We start from the raw sequence: 16897 nt of genomic DNA, 5'->3' as shown, positions 1-16897 counted from the left end.
TACTCCAGTTAATGTATTAAAAGAAAGAGAGACGATTATGTTTAAAGGTGGAATGGGTAACATGATGAAGCAAGCGCAGCAAATGCAAGAGCGCATGCAAAAAGCCCAAGAAGAAATCGCAACGATGGAAGTGGTTGGTGAAGCCGGTGCAGGTTTAGTGAAAGTAACCATGCTTGGTAACCACAATGTTCGTCGTGTTGAGCTTGATGAAAGCTTAATGGAAGATGACAAAGACATGATTGAAGATTTACTTGCAGCAGCGTGTAATGATGCTGTTCGCCGTGTTGCTGAAGAAACTCAAGAGCGCATGGGCAAAGTAACAGGCGGTATGCAATTACCACCTGGTATGAAAATGCCGTTCTAAGTAACTATGCAACTTTCAGATAGTTTAACATCGCTAATAGAAGCACTTCGTTGTCAGCCAGGTATTGGCCCGAAATCTGCTCAGCGTATTGCATTTCATTTATTAGAGCGCGACCGCAAAGGTGGCACTCAGCTTGGGAATGCGCTAACAAAAGCGATGACGGCTGTAGGGCATTGTCAGTCGTGCCGCACGTTTACCGAGCAAGCACAATGTGATATTTGCTTAAGCACTAAGCGCCAAGACAGCGGCATTTTATGTGTGGTTGAGTCGCCTACAGATGTGTTAGCGATTGAACAAACAGGCCAATACAAAGGACTCTATTTTGTATTAATGGGACATTTGTCACCAATTGATGGCATAGGCCCTAAAGAAATTGGGCTAGACGTGCTTGAGCAAAAGCTTGCCCATGGCGGTATTAATGAAGTTATATTAGCCACTAACCCTACGGTTGAAGGTGAAACAACGGCTCATTATATTGCCCAGCTTTGTCATAAATACAAAGTGGGTGCATCGCGAATAGCTCATGGTATTCCTGTGGGTGGCGAGCTTGATTTAGTCGATGGCACAACCTTAATGCATGCATTTAGTGGCAGGCGCTTAGTCAGCCATGAATAGTTTATTTTAAGCTTAACTATTTGAACTTACTTTAAAAGCCTACATGCATGCTGTAGGCTTTTTTGTTGGCTTTAATTGCAATATAAACAAAAGTTTAAGGATGATATGGCTGCAATAACTCAAAGTGCTCATGTGATTGTTGATGACTTTATCGCACCTGTTTGCCATGAACACATAAAAATTATTTATCAAGATGATGATATTTTATTGATCAATAAACCTAGCGGCTTGTTGAGCTTGTCGGGTAAAAACCCTCTTAACTGGGATTCGGTTCACTATAGGCTTGTTAATGGCCAACAAGGCGTTACCGCAGCGTTTCCTACTGCGATATTACCCCACCGTTTAGATTTAGGTACCTCCGGAGTGATGGTGGTGGCACTTAACGAGCAAGCAGCTAAAGCACTGAATCAGCAATTCCAATCCCGAAGTGTTAAAAAGCAATATCGCGCAATGCTCTTTGGATTGGTTTCTGAGCCTCAGGGAGAAATTACTGCGCCTATAGCAAAAGATAAAATGTTATTTCCGAAAGTGAAAATTTGTCACCAGAGCGGCAAACCCTCGCGCACTCAATTTAAAGTGGTTAAATGCTTTAACAAAGAGCAAAAAACTTTGGTCGATTTTACTCCTATAACTGGACGCACTCATCAACTTAGGATACATAGCCTAACGTTTGGCCACCCCATACTCGGCTGTGATTTATATAAAAATGATTGCAGTGAGCTGGGTGCTCAACGATTATTATTGCATGCCAGCGATTTATTTTTTGTTCATCCATGCACTGATAAGCCAATGCACGGGCATGCCACAACGCCTTTTTAGTTGATTAAGCCCTTTAAAGTGTCTTTGAATGGGGTTTTTTATTTTTTTTACTTGAACTTCTCACGGCTCACCCCATATTAAGTGCATAACGCAGACACTTTGCAAATTGGAGATACATAAATGACTGCAGCACAAAAAGAAACATTAGGCTTTCAAACAGAAGTAAAACAACTATTAAACTTAATGATTCACTCGCTTTATTCAAATAAAGAAATCTTTTTACGCGAGCTTGTATCAAATGCATCTGACGCAGCCGATAAACTACGCTTTTTAGCCCTTTCAAACGGTGACCTTTATCAAGGTGATGCAGATTTACGCGTACGTATAAGCGCAGATAAAGACGCTAACACAGTAACCATTTCTGATAATGGTATTGGTATGACGCGTGATGAAGTGATCAGCTCATTAGGCACAATTGCTAAGTCGGGTACGGCTGAATTTTTCAAAAACTTAACGGGTGATCAAAGTAAAGACTCACAGCTTATTGGTCAATTTGGTGTTGGTTTTTACTCAGCATTTATTGTTGCTGATGAAGTGACTGTTCGTACTCGTAAAGCAGGAGAGACTACAGCGGTTGAATGGCAGTCAAAAGGTGAAGGCGAGTACACGCTACAAGAAATCGAAAAAGAAGGCCGTGGTACAGACATTATTTTACATCTTCGTGAAGAAGAAAATGAATATGCAGATGAGTGGCGTCTTCGCAGTATCGTAACTAAATACTCTGATCATATTTCTACTCCAGTACAAATGTACAAGGCAGAAGTACCTGAGTCTGAAGGTGAAGATGGTGAGAAAATTCCAGCTGTTCCTGGTGAATGGGAAAGCATTAACCGTGCAACAGCATTGTGGACACGTGACAAATCAGAAATCTCTGAGGACGAATACAAAGAGTTTTATAAGCATGTAAGCCACGACTGGGAAGATCCGCTCAGCTGGGGACACAATAAAGTTGAAGGTAAAACTGAATACACCAGTTTGTTATACATTCCTAAAAAAGCACCCTTTGATTTATGGAACCGTGAGCGCCAAAGTGGTTTAAAACTTTATGTTCAACGCGTGTTTATTATGGATGACGCTGAACAGTTTATGCCAAGCTACTTACGTTTTGTTAAAGGCTTATTAGACTCAAACGATTTACCACTAAACGTATCGCGTGAAATTTTACAAGACAACAAAGTAACCCAGGCTATTCGCAAGGGGTGTACGTCGCGTATTATTAAAATGCTTGAGCGTATGGCTAAAAACAAAGCCGATGATTACCAAACATTTTGGAATGAATTTGGTCAGGTAATGAAAGAAGGCCCAGCTGAAGATGCGGCCAACAAAGAAAGCATTGCTAAATTACTTCGCTTTTCATCAACGCACACCGACTCAGAAACTCAAGATGTTTCACTTGAGCAATACATTGAGCGCATGAAGGACAGCCAAGATAAAATTTACTATGTGGTTGCTGACTCATTTATTGCTGCTAAAAATTCACCACACTTAGAAATCTTCCGTAAAAAAGGCATTGAAGTATTATTGCTAAGCGATCGTGTAGATGAGTGGATGATGAGCCATTTAACGGAATTTGGCGAAAAGCAATTTCAGTCAATTACCCGTGGTGATTTAGACTTAGGTAAATTAGATGACGAAGAAACTAAAAAAGCACAAGAAGAGTCTGAAAAAGAAGTTGCAGGTTTAGTTGAGCGCATTAAAACTGCATTAGGTGATGATGTTAAAGATGTACGCTTCACTCACCGCTTAACTGACTCACCAGCGTGTGTAGTGAGCGATGACAACGACATGAGCTCGCAAATGCAAAAGCTAATGGAGTCAGTAGGTCAAGCTGTTCCAGAGGCTAAGCCTGTGTTTGAATTAAACCCAGAGCACCAACTGGTTAAGCACTTAAATGATGAGCAAGACGAAGATAAGTTTGCACAGTGGTCACATGTACTACTAGACCAAGCCTTACTTGCAGAGCGCGGTACGCTTAAAGATCCGACTGGATTTGTAACTCGCTTAAATAAACTTATGCTTGATTTAAGCAAATAAGTATTAAAAATCAATGATTGAGTCAAAAGGGAACGTTTGTTCCCTTTTTTATGCGCTGCTGTATAGACAATTAGTATAAGTTACTTGAGTATCTGCAGCGCTTATGGAAGAATTCAGACTTTAAAATAAACTCTCATATTAGGGGACAATGATATGCGCATTATTCTTTTGGGCGCACCGGGTGCAGGTAAAGGTACTCAAGCTCAGTTTTTAATGGATAGATACGGTATTCCACAAATTTCTACCGGTGATATGCTACGAGCTGCAATTAAAGAGGGCACACCACTTGGCCTAGAAGCAAAAAAAGTAATGGACGCAGGTCAGCTTATTTCAGACGATATTATTATTGGCCTTGTTAAAGAGCGTATTGCAAAACCAGATTGTGAGAAAGGCTTCTTACTCGATGGTTTCCCACGTACAATTCCACAAGCAGATGCTATGAAAGAAAATGGCGTAGTGGTTGATCACGTTATTGAATTTGATGTTGCTGATGAAGTTATTGTTGAGCGTATGGGCGGACGTCGTGTTCATCCAGGTTCTGGTCGCGTTTACCATGTTGTTTACAATCCACCAAAAGAGGAAGGTAAAGACAACGAAACAGGTGAAGAACTTATTATTCGTGCAGATGATACCGAAGAGACAGTTCGTAAGCGCTTAGGCATTTACCATGAGCAAACAATGCCATTGGTTGACTACTACCAAGCAGAAGCGAAAGCGGGTAACACGCAGTACCATAAACTAGACGGTACACAAGCGGTTGAAGCAGTAAGCAAGCAACTAGCTGAGCTTTTAGGTTAACTTGTAGCTAAAACTAAAAGCATAATTAAAAAAACCGCTTTATAGCGGTTTTTTATTATTTGAAATTCGACCCTTAAAGCGTTTTAAGCTTTTCAATAACGCTATCGTATTCAGGCTCAGTTGATAAACTACTAACTAATTGCTTATAAATAACTTTATGGCTTTTATCTAAAATAAATACCGCGCGGGTAAGTAAGCCCATATCTTTAATTATTAAGCCATACTTTTGGCCAAAATCACGCCATACAGAATCAGAAAGCGTCGTCACTTTATCGATATTTTCGGCCTTGCAAAAACGTTTTTGCGCAAACGGTAAATCGGCACTAATGGTGAGCATGGCCACGCCTGGAAATTGTTGGGCGACTTTTTCATTAAAGTGCTTAGTTTGTAAGCTACAAATACCGGTATCTAAGCTCGGTACAACACTAATTAATACAGCTTGGCCTTTATAATTTTCTAATGTAACTGCAGTGAAACGCTCATCAACTACTTTAAAATTAGGGGCATCTTCACCGACAGTAAGGCCTTTCCCTAATAAGGTCACTGGCTTACCTTGTGCGGTTACTCTTCCTGCATCGAGTTTGTTTTCGGGTAAATCTGCGGCAAAACTTGCACAGCAAAATAGGCTTAATGCAAAAGCTAATGTACGACGCATGGAATTTTTTCCTTTTAAATTAACGTAATAATTGTGAGTGTATTATAATGTAGATAAGTTACCAAGCAGAATAATCCATAGCTTTATTTTTGCCTAAAATTGTAAATAGGCGATACATTGATTACTATATACGTATAGGAAATAGGTATTGTTTTTTTATGTACCTGTGGCTTGTTCTAAACGCTTAAAATTGCACCCCGTTTTAAAATAGTGAGATTGTATGTCAACATCGGTTTTAATATGTGATGATTCAAAATTAGCACGACGCCAGTTAGCTCGCTCCTTGCCCGATGATTGGGATATTAAAATTGAATTTGCATGTGACGGTGTAGACTGCATAAAACAAATAACCAAAGCCCAACCTGAAATTCTTTTTCTTGATTTAAATATGCCAGAGATGGACGGTTATGGCGTACTGGCAGCAATGAAAGATCAGGGGCTAGACGTACTTACTGTGGTGGTATCGGGCGATATTCAACCTAGCGCACATCAGCGTGTACTTGAGCTTGGCGCCATCGATTTTATTCAAAAACCATGTTCCCCCGAAAAGCTCGCTGCCATTATAGAGCACCATGGTATACGAGATAGAGCACTGCGTGAACGCTTATCTCATTCTTTAGGTGAACAAGTTGACCCTGATGTTCGTGATATATATCAAGAGTTGACTAATGTCGCTATGGGCCAAGCTGGGGATCTACTCGCAAGACTGCTTAATGTATTTGTTAAGTTACCCATTCCTAATGTTAATGTTTTAGAAGTCAGTGAGCTTAACATGGCCTTAAGCTCTGTTGATACCAATGACACTACATCAGGTATTTGCCAAGGCTTTATAGGCGGCGGGGTATCTGGTGAGGCGTTATTACTTTTAAATGATTCTAGTTTTAAAGAAATAGCCTCACTAATGAATTACGAAGGTGAATTAAACGACAAGGTGGAGTTAGAGTTGCTAATGGATGTGAGTAACATCTTAATTGGCGCTATATTAACAGGCTTGTCCAAACAGCTCGATATGACCTTTAGTCAAGGCCACCCCATTGTATTGGGCCAGCATCGTGATGTTTCTGAACTTGTTCAGTCTAATAAGTCGCGTTGGCAACGAACACTTGCCATAGAAATTAGTTACGGTATTGAAAATCATGATATTAGTTGTGATTTAATGTTGCTCTTTACTGAAGATTCACTTAAAACTTTGAAATATAAAGTTGCTTATCTACTGGAAGATTAAATATTTATGCCAGCTGATTTAGATTTAAATGAAATCCATTGGTTAATGGACATGTTCAATACTGTTGATGTAGGCCTTGTGGTGCTTGATAGAGACTACAAGGTGTGCGTTTGGAATGGTTTTATGGAAAACCATTCTGGGTTATTACCTAGTGCAGTAAAAGATAAAGACTTGTTTGATCTATTCCCAGCCATAGATGAAAAATGGTTTAGAAGTAAAGCTGAGTCAGTGTTTGTATTAAAAAATCGCTCATTTACTATCTGGGAACAGCAGCCGTATATTTTTCGTTTTAAAAATTATCGGCCGATAACAGGTAAAGCTGATTATATGTATCAAAACGCCACGTTTATTCCACTTACGAATGTACGAGGCGAAGTTGAGCATATTTGTATTATTATCTACGATGTAACAGATATTGCAGTTAACAAAAAAGAGCTTGAAGAGTTAAACAAAAAATTAGAGCAAGTAAGCCAAACTGACAGCCTTACCCAGCTTGCAAACCGAGGACATTGGGAGCATTTACTACATCAAGAATTTTTACGCACTAAGCGTAGTGAAGGTTGTTGCTCGTTATTAATTTTTGATATCGACCACTTTAAAAAGGTAAATGATGACTTTGGACACAGTGCTGGAGATGAAGCTCTTCGTCACATAGCAAGTTTACTTAAAACTGCATTACGTGAAACTGATATTGCTGGGCGATACGGCGGTGAAGAGTTTGTTGTTACTTTATTAGATACCGATAAACAGGGGGCGATTGTATTTGCTGAACGCTTGCGTCAATTAATTGAAACCTCACCGGCGAAATACAATAAGCATACGGTGCATATGGCAATAAGTGTAGGTATTGCCTGTTTTGACAACGCATTTAAAGATCATGAGCGTTGGATTGAAGCTGCCGATAAAGCACTTTATCATTCAAAAGAAACCGGTCGAAATAAAGTATCGGTATATGCTGATATAAAAAATGATGCGTAGGCATCATTTTTTTAATTGGGAGTTAAAATAACTAAATCAACGTTGAACAAACGCATTGTTTTTTCTGCGCTACTCCAAATTATCTTTGCTTCAATCCCGATATTTCTTACAGAGCCTATAGTCACTAAATCAGCATTAAGCTTAGCCGCTAAGCTTGAGATCACCTCCTCGGGTAATCCCCGCTTTAATATGAAGATTATCGCGTAAGTTGTTATCAGTTATAAGAGCCTGCTGCGATTGTGGTCGTTTCTCAAATGCATTAACGAGGTGTTCCTCAGAAAAAACCAAGCCTAAATCTCTTAATATTGGAAAAATATAGACAGTATAACCTGCATAAAACTCACAATCGGTTCGCTCTGCATATATTTACTCTGTTGTATGGCGTGAATCATCCATTGGGCATTGACCAATGGTTGAAATATCACCAGAATTTGACTCCTGTTCAAGTTTTACCCTAAAGCCCCATAGTCTGTAAAGGTGTTTTAATACCTCCTCATGGGAGTTGGCCAGTGGAATGGCGTTGTGAGGGATATATCGCAGGGTTAATGAGCGATCGCCACGTAAGTCTACATCGTAAACTTGTATGTTAGGTTCATGATTACTAAGGTTATATTGTGCAGAAAGTGCCTCTCTAACCGCTTTGTAGCCATTATCGTCATGAATAGCGCCTATTTCTAAATGTGGGTTGCTGGTGTGGTCGACGATAGTGAACAATTTAAAGTCTCTAATTAGTTTAGGTGATAAAAATTGGCTAATAAAACTTTCATCTTTAAAGTTTTGCATTGCAAAGTGAAGAGTTTCAAGCCAGTCACTACCAGCATGTTCAGGAAACCAGCGTTTATCTTCTTCTGTCGGGTTTTCACAAATTCGGCGTATATCTACCATCATATTAAAACCTAGCGCATAGGGGTTAATACCTGAGTAATAATCGCTATTATAAGGGGGTTGATACACAACATTTGTATGGCTTTGTAAAAACTCTAACATAAATGAGTCGGTTAGTTTTCCCTCATCATATAAGTGGTTCAAAATAGTGTAGTGCCAAAAAGTGGCCCAACCTTCATTCATAACCTGTGTTTGTTTTTGCGGATAAAAGTACTGCGATATTTTTCTCACAATACGCACGATTTCTCGTTGCCATGGCTCAAGTAAAGGAGCATTTTTTTCAATAAAATACAGAATGTTTTCCTGCGGCTCTTGCGGAAAGTGGCGCTCAGGCTTTTTCGATTCTTGCTGCTGAGAGGGAATGGTACGCCATAGTTCATTAACTTGTGATTGTAAGTACTCAGCCCGTTCTTGCTGGCGTTTTTGTTCTTCAAATAACGAAATACGCTGCGGACGTTTATACCTGTCAACACCATAACTCATTAACGCATGGCAAGAGTCGAGTATGCTTTCTACTTCAGAAATACCGTATTTCTCTTCACAGCGGCTAATATAATTTTTAGCAAACAATAAATAGTCAATTATAGAACCGGCATCAGTCCATGTTTTAAATAAATAATTCCCCTTAAAAAAAGAGTTATGCCCGTAACACGCATGTGCCATAACCAATGCCTGCATCGGCAGAGTATTTTCTTCCATTAAATAAGCTATACATGGATTGGAGTTAATCACAATTTCATATGCAAGGCCCATTTGACCTCGTTTATAATTTTGTTCTGTTTGGATAAACTTTTTACCGTAAGACCAGTGAGTATAGCCAATAGGCATGCCTACACTGGAGTAAGCATCCATCATTTGCTCAGCAGTGATCACTTCAATTTGGTTAGGGTATGTGTCTAGTTTATAATGCTCAGCAACACGTGCAATTTCATCTTGATATTGCTGAAGTAACTCAAAGGTCCAATCGGGCCCATCACTGATTCGCTCGTTATTCATATTGTTACCTCGCTTTGGCTATGCAGCCCCTTGCTGTTGACGGCCTTTTTTAAATAGCTCCCTAAATATAGGGTAAATGTCTTCAACACCTTGAATATGTTGGATGGCAAAATTACTGTGAGTTTGGCTAATGCTTTGGTACTCGCGCCATAGACTTTGGTGGGCGCGGGTAGTAATTTCTATATAGGCAAAGTATCGTACTGCATGTAACAGATTGTTACGTAAAATATGCCCACATTGCGGGGTATCATCTGCCCAGTTATCACCATCAGAGGCTTGTGCTGCGTATATATTCCATTCATCAGCATTATAGCGCTCTGCTATTATTTCATTCATTAGCTTAAGCGCACTTGAAACGATAGTACCGCCCGTTTCTTGGGAGTAAAAAAACTCTTGTTCATCAACTTCTTTAGCTTGAGTATGATGACGAATATACACAACCTCAATGTCTTTATAGCTGCGAGTTAAAAACTGATAAAGCAAAATATAAAAGCGTTTTGCCATGTCTTTGGTGGCTTGATCCATTGAACCGGATACATCCATTATACAAAACATTACTGCTTTGCTGGTTGGGTGTGGTTGTTTATTGTAGTTACGAAAACGCAAATCGTAGTTATCAATAAAGGGTACCGATTTAATTTGCTGCTTTAGAATGTCGATTTCTTGTTGCAACAATGTCACAGCGGCTTTGTCGCAGTGTGGTTGTTCAAGCAGTAGCGCGAGTTGACCTTCAAGTTCACTAAGGCGGCGCTTTTTTCCTGCGGTCATTGCAATTCTACGAGCTAAAGAGCCTTGTAATGAGCGCACTACGTCAATATTACTGGGCATACCGTCGCTGCAAAACCCAGCGCGATGGGTTTTCATTTGTACGAGCTTATCGAGCTGGTTTTCTTGTAAATTAGGGAGTTCTAAATCTTCAAATAACAAATCAAGATATTCATCTTTAGAAATTGAGAAAACAAAATCATCTTGGCCTTCGCCAGAATCACTCGCTTCACCTTCGCCCGCGCCACCGCCTTGTCCACCTTTAGGTCGCTCAATTTTATCACCAGTAGAGAACTGATCGTTCCCTGGATGTATTTGCTCTCTATTACCGCCTCTACCTTGATGAAAAGTAGGTTCACTAATATCACGCTGTGGAATAGATATACTCTCTCCAGAGCTAGAGTCGGTGACGCTGCGTTTATTTATCGCATCAGACACCGCTTCTTTTATCTGCTTTTTATAACGCCTAATAAAACGCTGGCGATTAACCGTACTTTTGTTTTTGCCATTTAAACGCCTGTCGATAAAATGCGCCATAATGACCTCCTAAAAACTGCAATTATGAAGGTTATTGCGATTTTCTAACCCGTAAATACCACTCAGATAGCAAACGCACTTGTTTTTGCGTGTAGCCTTTTTCAACCATACGGTTAACAAAGTCCTCATGCTTTTGCTGATCCTCAGCCGATGTTTTAGCATTGAATGAAATGACAGGGAGTAAGTCTTCGGTGTTTGAGAACATTTTTTTCTCAATAACAGTGCGTAGTTTCTCATAACTCGTCCATAGCGGATTCTTGCCATTATTGTGAGCGCGAGCACGTAGTACAAAGTTAACAATTTCATTTCTGAAATCTTTAGGATTTGAAATACCTGCCGGTTTCTCAATTTTTTCGAGCTCAGCATTAAGCGCATCACGGTCAAACAATTGCCCTGTATCAGGGTCGCGATATTCTTGATCTTGAATCCAAAAATCAGCATAAATAACGTAGCGGTCAAAAATATTTTGTCCGTATTCCGAGTACGATTCTAGATAGGCGGTTTGCAGCTCTTTACCTATAAACTCAACATATTGTGGAATTAAATAGCCTTTTAAAAAGCTTAAATAACGCTCTTCAACCTCGGCACTAAATTGTTCTCGTTCAATTTGTTGCTCAAGTACATAAAACAAATGTACTGGGTTGGCGGCCACTTCGGTGGTATCAAAGTTGAATACGCGAGATAAAATTTTAAACGCAAAACGAGTTGAAAGACCGTTCATGCCCTCATCGACACCAGCGTAATCACGATATTCTTGGTATGACTTAGCTTTTGGATCGGTATCTTTGAGTGTTTCACCATCGTAGACCCGCATTTTAGAGTAAATGCTAGAGTTTTCTGGCTCTTTTAAGCGCGAGAGAGTGGTAAATTGAGCTAAAATTTTAAGTGTTCCTGGCGCACATGGAGCATTATAAAGCTCACTGTGTTCAATCAGCTTATCGTAAATTTTAATTTCTTCGGTCACTCTTAAGCAATATGGGACTTTAACAATATAAACACGGTCTAAAAAAGCTTCGTTGTTTTTATTGTTTTTAAAGGTTTGCCATTCTGACTCGTTGGAGTGGGCGAGTATCATACCGTTAAATGGCAGGGCGCTTATGCCTTCTGTGCCGTTATAGTTGCCTTCTTGTGTGGCTGTTAAAAGCGGGTGTAGCACTTTTATCGGTGCTTTGAACATTTCCACAAACTCCATTAAGCCTTGGTTAGCTAAACATAATGCGCCTGAATAAGCGTACGCATCAGGATCATTTTGCGCAAAGTGTTCAAGCTGGCGGATATCTACTTTACCTACAAGAGCTGAAATATCTTGGTTGTTTTCATCGCCGGGCTCTGTTTTAGCAATCGCTACTTGATTTAAAATTGATGGGAAGCGTTTAACCACTCTAAATTGGCTAATATCACCATTAAATTCTTGTAAGCGTTTTGCGGCCCATGGCGACATCACTGTTTTAAGGTAGCGTGACTTAATTCCATATTCTTTTTCGAGCAGGTTTGCATCTTCAATGGGGTCAAATAATGCCAGCGGATGGTCATTAACTGGTGAGCCTTTAATGGAGTAGATAGGCACTTGTTGCATTAAATACTTTAATTTTTCGGCAATTGATGACTTACCACCACCCACAGGGCCGAGTAAATAAAGTACTTGTTTACACTCCTCTAAGCCTTGTGCTGCATGTTTTAGATAAGACACAATTTGTTCAATAGCGTCTTCCATGCCATAAAAGTCAGCAAATGCTGGGTAACGTGCAACAACACGATTTGAAAATAAGCGACTTAGGCGAGTATCGGTAGCAGTATCTACCATTTTAGGCTCGCCAATGGCCATCAGTAACCTTTCAGGTGCACTGGCATAAGCAGACTTATCGGTTTTACAAATTTCGAGGAATTCAGCAACACTGTACTCTTCTTCTTGTGTTGATTCATAACGTGCTTGGTAGTGATCAAAAATAGTCATAATGACCTCCGAAACCTACTTTGAAGATGTATTCACTATTTAAAGTCTAGTCACGAATTTCATTTTTTGTGCAATAAAATTAAAAATTTATATGAAAAATGATCAAGATGCGCTTTTATAAAACAACCTACGTATAAACGCAATTAATGCAAATTGTAGGCATAAAAAAAGACGCCTAAGCGTCTTTTTAAAACTAGTATTAAACTAATTATGCGAAGTTAGCGTTCGCGAATTCCCAGTTAACTAGTGACCAGAAACCTTTAAGGTAATCTGGACGCACGTTACGGTAATCAATGTAGTATGCGTGTTCCCATAAATCCACTGTTAGGATTGGAGTAACACCTGCATCTGTTAGTGGTGTAGCAGCGTTAGATGTATTAACGATGTCTAGTGAACCATCAGCCAGTTTAACTAACCAAGTCCAGCTTGAACCAAAGTTATTTACTGCTTTATCATTTAACGCGTCTTTAAATGCGTCAAATGAGCCCCATTTGGCGTTAATTGCATCAGCAATTGCACCTGTTGGAGCGCCACCGCCATTTGGAGATAGGCTGTTCCAGTAGAAAGTGTGGTTCCAGATTTGAGCAGCGTTATTAAATACACCGCCTTCTGAAGAACATACGATTTCTTCAAGTGACTTACCTTCAAACTCAGTGCCTGGGATTAAACCGTTAAGTTTAGTCACATAAGTGTTGTGGTGTTTACCATGGTGAAACTCTAGCGTTTCTTGTGAAATATGTGGCTCAAGTGCATCAATTGCATACGGTAGTGACGGTAGTTCAAATGCCATTTTTTATCTCCATCTTCTTTTGGTTGATAGTCTATTTAGTAATACGTAATGCCTGCGCAAACAGGGCACTTATCTATACCAAACAGGAATATAGTGTTACTATAATTGTTGAGTATTTTACTCAAGTTTTAGCAAACAGCAATGCTCTTGCTAAAGCTATTTAAGATTGAGGCTTTAATTGCCTATTTTAATCTATATATCTGAGGCCACAGTGAAACTTTTTCAAGGCCTAATGTGTTCGCTATCGTCATTTTGAGGTTGTAAATGGAAACCATCGATAAAATTAAACAGCAAATTGCTGAAAACCCAATCATCTTATACATGAAAGGATCACCAAAACTGCCTAATTGTGGTTTTTCTTCACAAGCATCACAAGCGTTAATGTCGTGTGGTGAACCGTTTGCTTATGTAGATATTTTACTTAATCCAGACATTCGTGCAGAGCTTCCTGCGTATGCTAACTGGCCTACTTTCCCACAACTTTGGGTTGAAGGTGAGTTAATTGGTGGCTGTGACATTATCATTGAAATGTTTCAACGTGGTGAATTACAACCACTGATCACTGAAACAGCTGCAAAGCATAAACCTGCAGACGCTGAATAAGCGTTTAGGTAAAAAAAAGCTGCAATTTGCAGCTTTTTTTTATGTCTATAAATTATTTACTCTTGTTGCTTATACGCTAAAAGTAAGGAGTGAGAAGGCAGCTTTACTCGTTTTTACGTAGCTTACAAAGCCGCAAACTTCAGAGCGCGATTGAATCGCCCCTAAATTGAGCAAGTTTTCATTCTTAAATAAGCAGTTATCAGGGTAAACTTACAAAAACACTGATCCCGCCGATTTCACGATTATGCAGGCTAATTTGCCCATGATGGGCTTCAACAATTTCTCGACACAGTGCCAACCCTAATCCACTTCCAGCTGCCTTGGTAGAATAAAAAGGGATGAGAGCACTGGCCATAACCGTTTCACTCATGCCTTTTCCTTGATCGCTCACATTAATATGAGTGCCGAGGTTATCTTGTGTTATTTTTAAACTAATATGCTCTGCTAGCGACTCTGATTCATGTGCGTTTTTCAACAGGTTAATGAGCAATTGTTCTATTTGGGTTTGATCGGCTCGTGTGATGATATCTTTTTGAAGGTCGAAATTAAATTGCCATTGGCTTTGTAATTGATCGAGTAATGAATGCCAATCAACCGTTGTTATTTTAGGTGGTGGTAGTTTAGCAAACTTTCCATAGCCTTGAACGAACTCGTTTAAATGCTTTATTCGCTCTTCAATGGTAGTGAAAACGCGTTGTAAACGAGGTTCATCCACTTTTTGCGTTAACAGCTGTGCACTATGTAACATGGATGACATTGGACCTAGTGAGTTATTGAGTTCATGGCTAATGATCCTAATAACCTTTTTCCAAACTTCAACTTCTTGGCGGCTCAATTCGCGGGTCAATTGTTTAAATACAAACAACCTGTGGTGTTGGTTGTTAAGCAATAAGCGACCCATTGAAAGATGCCATGTTTGCGGTTCTTGTTCTGCTTTATCGAGAATAAATAAACCATCTACGCCTTTATTAACGGCATTAATTATTTGCTGTGGGGCTTTAGACAATAATGGTGATATTTTTTCGCCTTCTAGGGCTGTACTTGCATTAAAAAAATCTCTCGCACTATGGTTACTATAAACAATAAAATCATTGTCATTTACCAATAATACAGCTTGAGGGGCGTTTTGTAATACCTTATCAAGCATCAACTCTCGTTGGTAAACCCATTGTTTTTCTTGTCTTAATTGCTTTGCAGTTTTGTTGTAAAGCTGGCACAAATGACCTAATTCATCATTATGGTTATAGGCCAGTAAAGTCGATAGTTCCCCATCTTTAAAATTTAATAAGCCAGTTTCTAATGAAGTAATACCTTGGACCAGTTTACCGCTGAGTCGATGAGCCAATAAGCTACTTAGCGCGGCTGTGAAAATGACACTTACTGTTGTTTTTATAGCGTCAACACCCAGCAGCCAACAACAGATAAAAACAGGGATCACAGAGGAAAATACACATACTAAAATCACTTTAGAAGTTAAAGAGAAGCGGTATCTTGATTTTTTCATCAGTAGGCAATCTCAAACTTATCAAGACGACGGTAGAGTGCTTGTCGGCTGAGGCCAAACTCACGTGCTACTTTGGCAATCACCCCTTTATGTAAGCGCATGGCATCCTCAATTTGTTGTTTGTTAGGCTCTACTTTTTGAGTGTGTGTTTGAGGCGTAATAGGAGTTAAACCAAAGTCGTCGATGCTTATCTCACCGCTGGGTTTGAGCACACTGACACGTTTACATGCATTTTCAAGTTCACGAACATTACCGGGCCATGAATGGGCTAAAAGTAGGTTTTCGCATTGTAAGTCCAGCTCACGTTCTACTAAAAAATGATGAATAAGAGGAAGTATGTCATCCGGTCGCTGATTAAGACTTGGCAGGTTAAGTTCAATTACATTTAAGCGGTAGTATAAGTCTTCTCTAAACAGCCCTTTGCTGATTGCATCTGTTAGGTTTTCATTGGTCGCTGATATTACACGGACATTAACTTTTCGGGTCTGGGTTGAACCTAAGCGCTCGAATTCTCCCGTTTGTAAAATCCGTAGGAGCTTCATTTGTCCTGATAAAGGGAGATTACCTATTTCATCTAAAAATAATGTGCCACCATCAGCCGCTTCAAATCGACCAATCCTTTGTTTTGTGATCCCTGTAAAAGCACCTGCTTCTGCACCAAATAATTCTGCTTCTATTAGTTGATGGGGAAGGGCACCTGCATTGACCGTAATAAACGCAGCATTTTGGCGAGGTGAGTTTGCTTGAATAATTTGTGCTATGCGCTCTTTACCACTGCCATTTGGGCCTGTTATTAATACAGAGACATCAGATTTGGCGACTTGTAATGCCATTTTAACTAATTGCTCCATCGCCGTACTGCGATAAATTAAACCTACTAAATTAGCATTTTCTATAGATGCCTCACGCTCTTGCTGGTGGCGCAATAAGGTTTGATTTTGTTTTTTTGTCTTTCCTAGTTCAATTAGGTTATTAACACAGGTAAGAAGCTTGGCATCATCCCATGGTTTTGGTAAATAATCAGCCGCACCGGCTTTGACAAGTTCAACGGCTGTTTCAAGCTCAGTCCATGCAGTGATCAGAATAATGGGCAGATGGGGATTTAGCTCTCTAAGTTGATAAAAGAGTAACTTTCCCTCTTCTCCTGAAGTTGTGTCGTTACTAAAGTTCATATCTTGAAGTACAAGTGCAATACGCTGGTATTGCACAATTTGAATAGCTTCAAATGGGCTATTTGCAGTAACCACTTTATAGTCGTGAATCTCTAGCAATAATGACAAAGCATCTAAAATTGCAGGATTATCATCAACGATAAGTATTTTTTCCATGTTAATTTAATCGCTGTTTATTATTATTTAAATATTGAAAATGCTAC

General features: G+C 39.6%; 16 protein-coding genes. 8 read left to right on the top strand and 8 right to left on the bottom strand.

From position 1 onward, the window contains the following. Positions 1–37: 37 nt before the first annotated feature. From P3J6_RS13830 to adk, 5 genes are all read left to right on the top strand, one after another. On the top strand, positions 38–364 hold the full coding sequence (locus P3J6_RS13830; RefSeq protein WP_010388590.1) for a YbaB/EbfC family nucleoid-associated protein: 327 nt from the start codon (positions 38–40) through the stop codon (positions 362–364). A gap of 6 nt (positions 365–370) precedes the next feature. Then, complete coding sequence (gene recR / locus P3J6_RS13825) at positions 371–979, top strand: recombination mediator RecR (protein WP_010388591.1); 609 nt, start codon at positions 371–373, stop codon at positions 977–979. A gap of 105 nt (positions 980–1084) precedes the next feature. Continuing rightward, the gene (locus P3J6_RS13820) at positions 1085–1798 is read left to right on the top strand and encodes an RluA family pseudouridine synthase (RefSeq protein WP_198523328.1); all 714 of its coding nucleotides are present in this window, start codon (positions 1085–1087) and stop codon (positions 1796–1798) included. Positions 1799–1918: 120 nt separating this feature from the next. Further along, entirely contained in the window at positions 1919–3832 is a 1914-nt protein-coding gene (gene htpG, locus P3J6_RS13815) for a molecular chaperone HtpG (protein WP_054201119.1), read from the top strand. 153 nt (positions 3833–3985) lie between these two features. After that, the gene (gene adk, locus P3J6_RS13810; RefSeq protein WP_008468042.1) at positions 3986–4630 is read left to right on the top strand and encodes an adenylate kinase; all 645 of its coding nucleotides are present in this window, start codon (positions 3986–3988) and stop codon (positions 4628–4630) included. 73 nt (positions 4631–4703) lie between these two features. On the opposite strand, the gene tpx is transcribed toward adk, so the two are convergent. Beyond that, positions 4704–5285: a thiol peroxidase gene (gene tpx, locus P3J6_RS13805; RefSeq protein WP_138607379.1), complete on the bottom strand. Its 582-nt coding sequence runs from the start codon at positions 5283–5285 to the stop codon at positions 4704–4706. Between the two features lie 220 nt (positions 5286–5505). Between tpx and P3J6_RS13800 the strand changes: the two genes are divergently transcribed. Together P3J6_RS13800 and P3J6_RS13795 are read left to right on the top strand one after the other, a co-directional pair. Then, positions 5506–6510 carry a response regulator gene (locus tag P3J6_RS13800; protein WP_178956226.1) on the top strand — a complete coding sequence of 335 codons (1005 nt, stop codon included), beginning with the start codon at positions 5506–5508 and terminating at the stop codon, positions 6508–6510. A 6-nt stretch (positions 6511–6516) separates the two neighbouring features. Beyond that, a complete protein-coding gene (locus P3J6_RS13795; RefSeq protein ID WP_198523327.1) occupies positions 6517–7488 on the top strand; it encodes a sensor domain-containing diguanylate cyclase in 972 nt (323 codons plus the stop codon). Between the two features lie 11 nt (positions 7489–7499). On the opposite strand, the gene P3J6_RS18965 is transcribed toward P3J6_RS13795, so the two are convergent. The 5 genes from P3J6_RS18965 to P3J6_RS13775 form a co-directional block, all read right to left on the bottom strand. Continuing rightward, a complete protein-coding gene (locus P3J6_RS18965; RefSeq protein WP_442960225.1) occupies positions 7500–7652 on the bottom strand; it encodes a hypothetical protein in 153 nt (50 codons plus the stop codon). 202 nt (positions 7653–7854) lie between these two features. Next, a complete protein-coding gene (locus P3J6_RS13790) occupies positions 7855–9369 on the bottom strand; it encodes a SpoVR family protein (RefSeq protein ID WP_138607375.1) in 1515 nt (504 codons plus the stop codon). A gap of 18 nt (positions 9370–9387) precedes the next feature. Continuing rightward, the gene (locus P3J6_RS13785; protein ID WP_198523326.1) at positions 9388–10671 is read right to left on the bottom strand and encodes a YeaH/YhbH family protein; all 1284 of its coding nucleotides are present in this window, start codon (positions 10669–10671) and stop codon (positions 9388–9390) included. A gap of 31 nt (positions 10672–10702) precedes the next feature. Then, positions 10703–12625 carry a PrkA family serine protein kinase gene (locus P3J6_RS13780; RefSeq protein WP_010388602.1) on the bottom strand — a complete coding sequence of 641 codons (1923 nt, stop codon included), beginning with the start codon at positions 12623–12625 and terminating at the stop codon, positions 10703–10705. A gap of 208 nt (positions 12626–12833) precedes the next feature. Next, the gene (locus tag P3J6_RS13775; protein ID WP_010388603.1) at positions 12834–13415 is read right to left on the bottom strand and encodes a superoxide dismutase; all 582 of its coding nucleotides are present in this window, start codon (positions 13413–13415) and stop codon (positions 12834–12836) included. A 264-nt stretch (positions 13416–13679) separates the two neighbouring features. Here P3J6_RS13775 and P3J6_RS13770 point away from each other — a divergent pair, with 264 nt between their 5' ends. Next, complete coding sequence (locus P3J6_RS13770) at positions 13680–14018, top strand: Grx4 family monothiol glutaredoxin (RefSeq protein ID WP_008113155.1); 339 nt, start codon at positions 13680–13682, stop codon at positions 14016–14018. Between the two features lie 199 nt (positions 14019–14217). Here the strand turns inward: P3J6_RS13770 and P3J6_RS13765 are convergent, their stop codons facing one another. Then, positions 14218–15522 carry a sensor histidine kinase gene (locus P3J6_RS13765; RefSeq protein WP_178956223.1) on the bottom strand — a complete coding sequence of 435 codons (1305 nt, stop codon included), beginning with the start codon at positions 15520–15522 and terminating at the stop codon, positions 14218–14220. Then, positions 15522–16850: a sigma-54-dependent transcriptional regulator gene (locus P3J6_RS13760; protein WP_178956222.1), complete on the bottom strand. Its 1329-nt coding sequence runs from the start codon at positions 16848–16850 to the stop codon at positions 15522–15524. The genes P3J6_RS13765 and P3J6_RS13760 overlap by 1 nt, the downstream gene beginning before the upstream one ends. Positions 16851–16897: the final 47 nt, after the last annotated feature.

It is taken from the genome of Pseudoalteromonas sp. 3J6 (assembly GCF_903995135.1).
Taxonomy (GTDB): Bacteria; Pseudomonadota; Gammaproteobacteria; order Enterobacterales; family Alteromonadaceae; genus Pseudoalteromonas.
The sequence above is the reverse complement of the archived record's forward strand: the minus strand, read 5'-3'. Positions and strand labels throughout refer to the sequence as shown.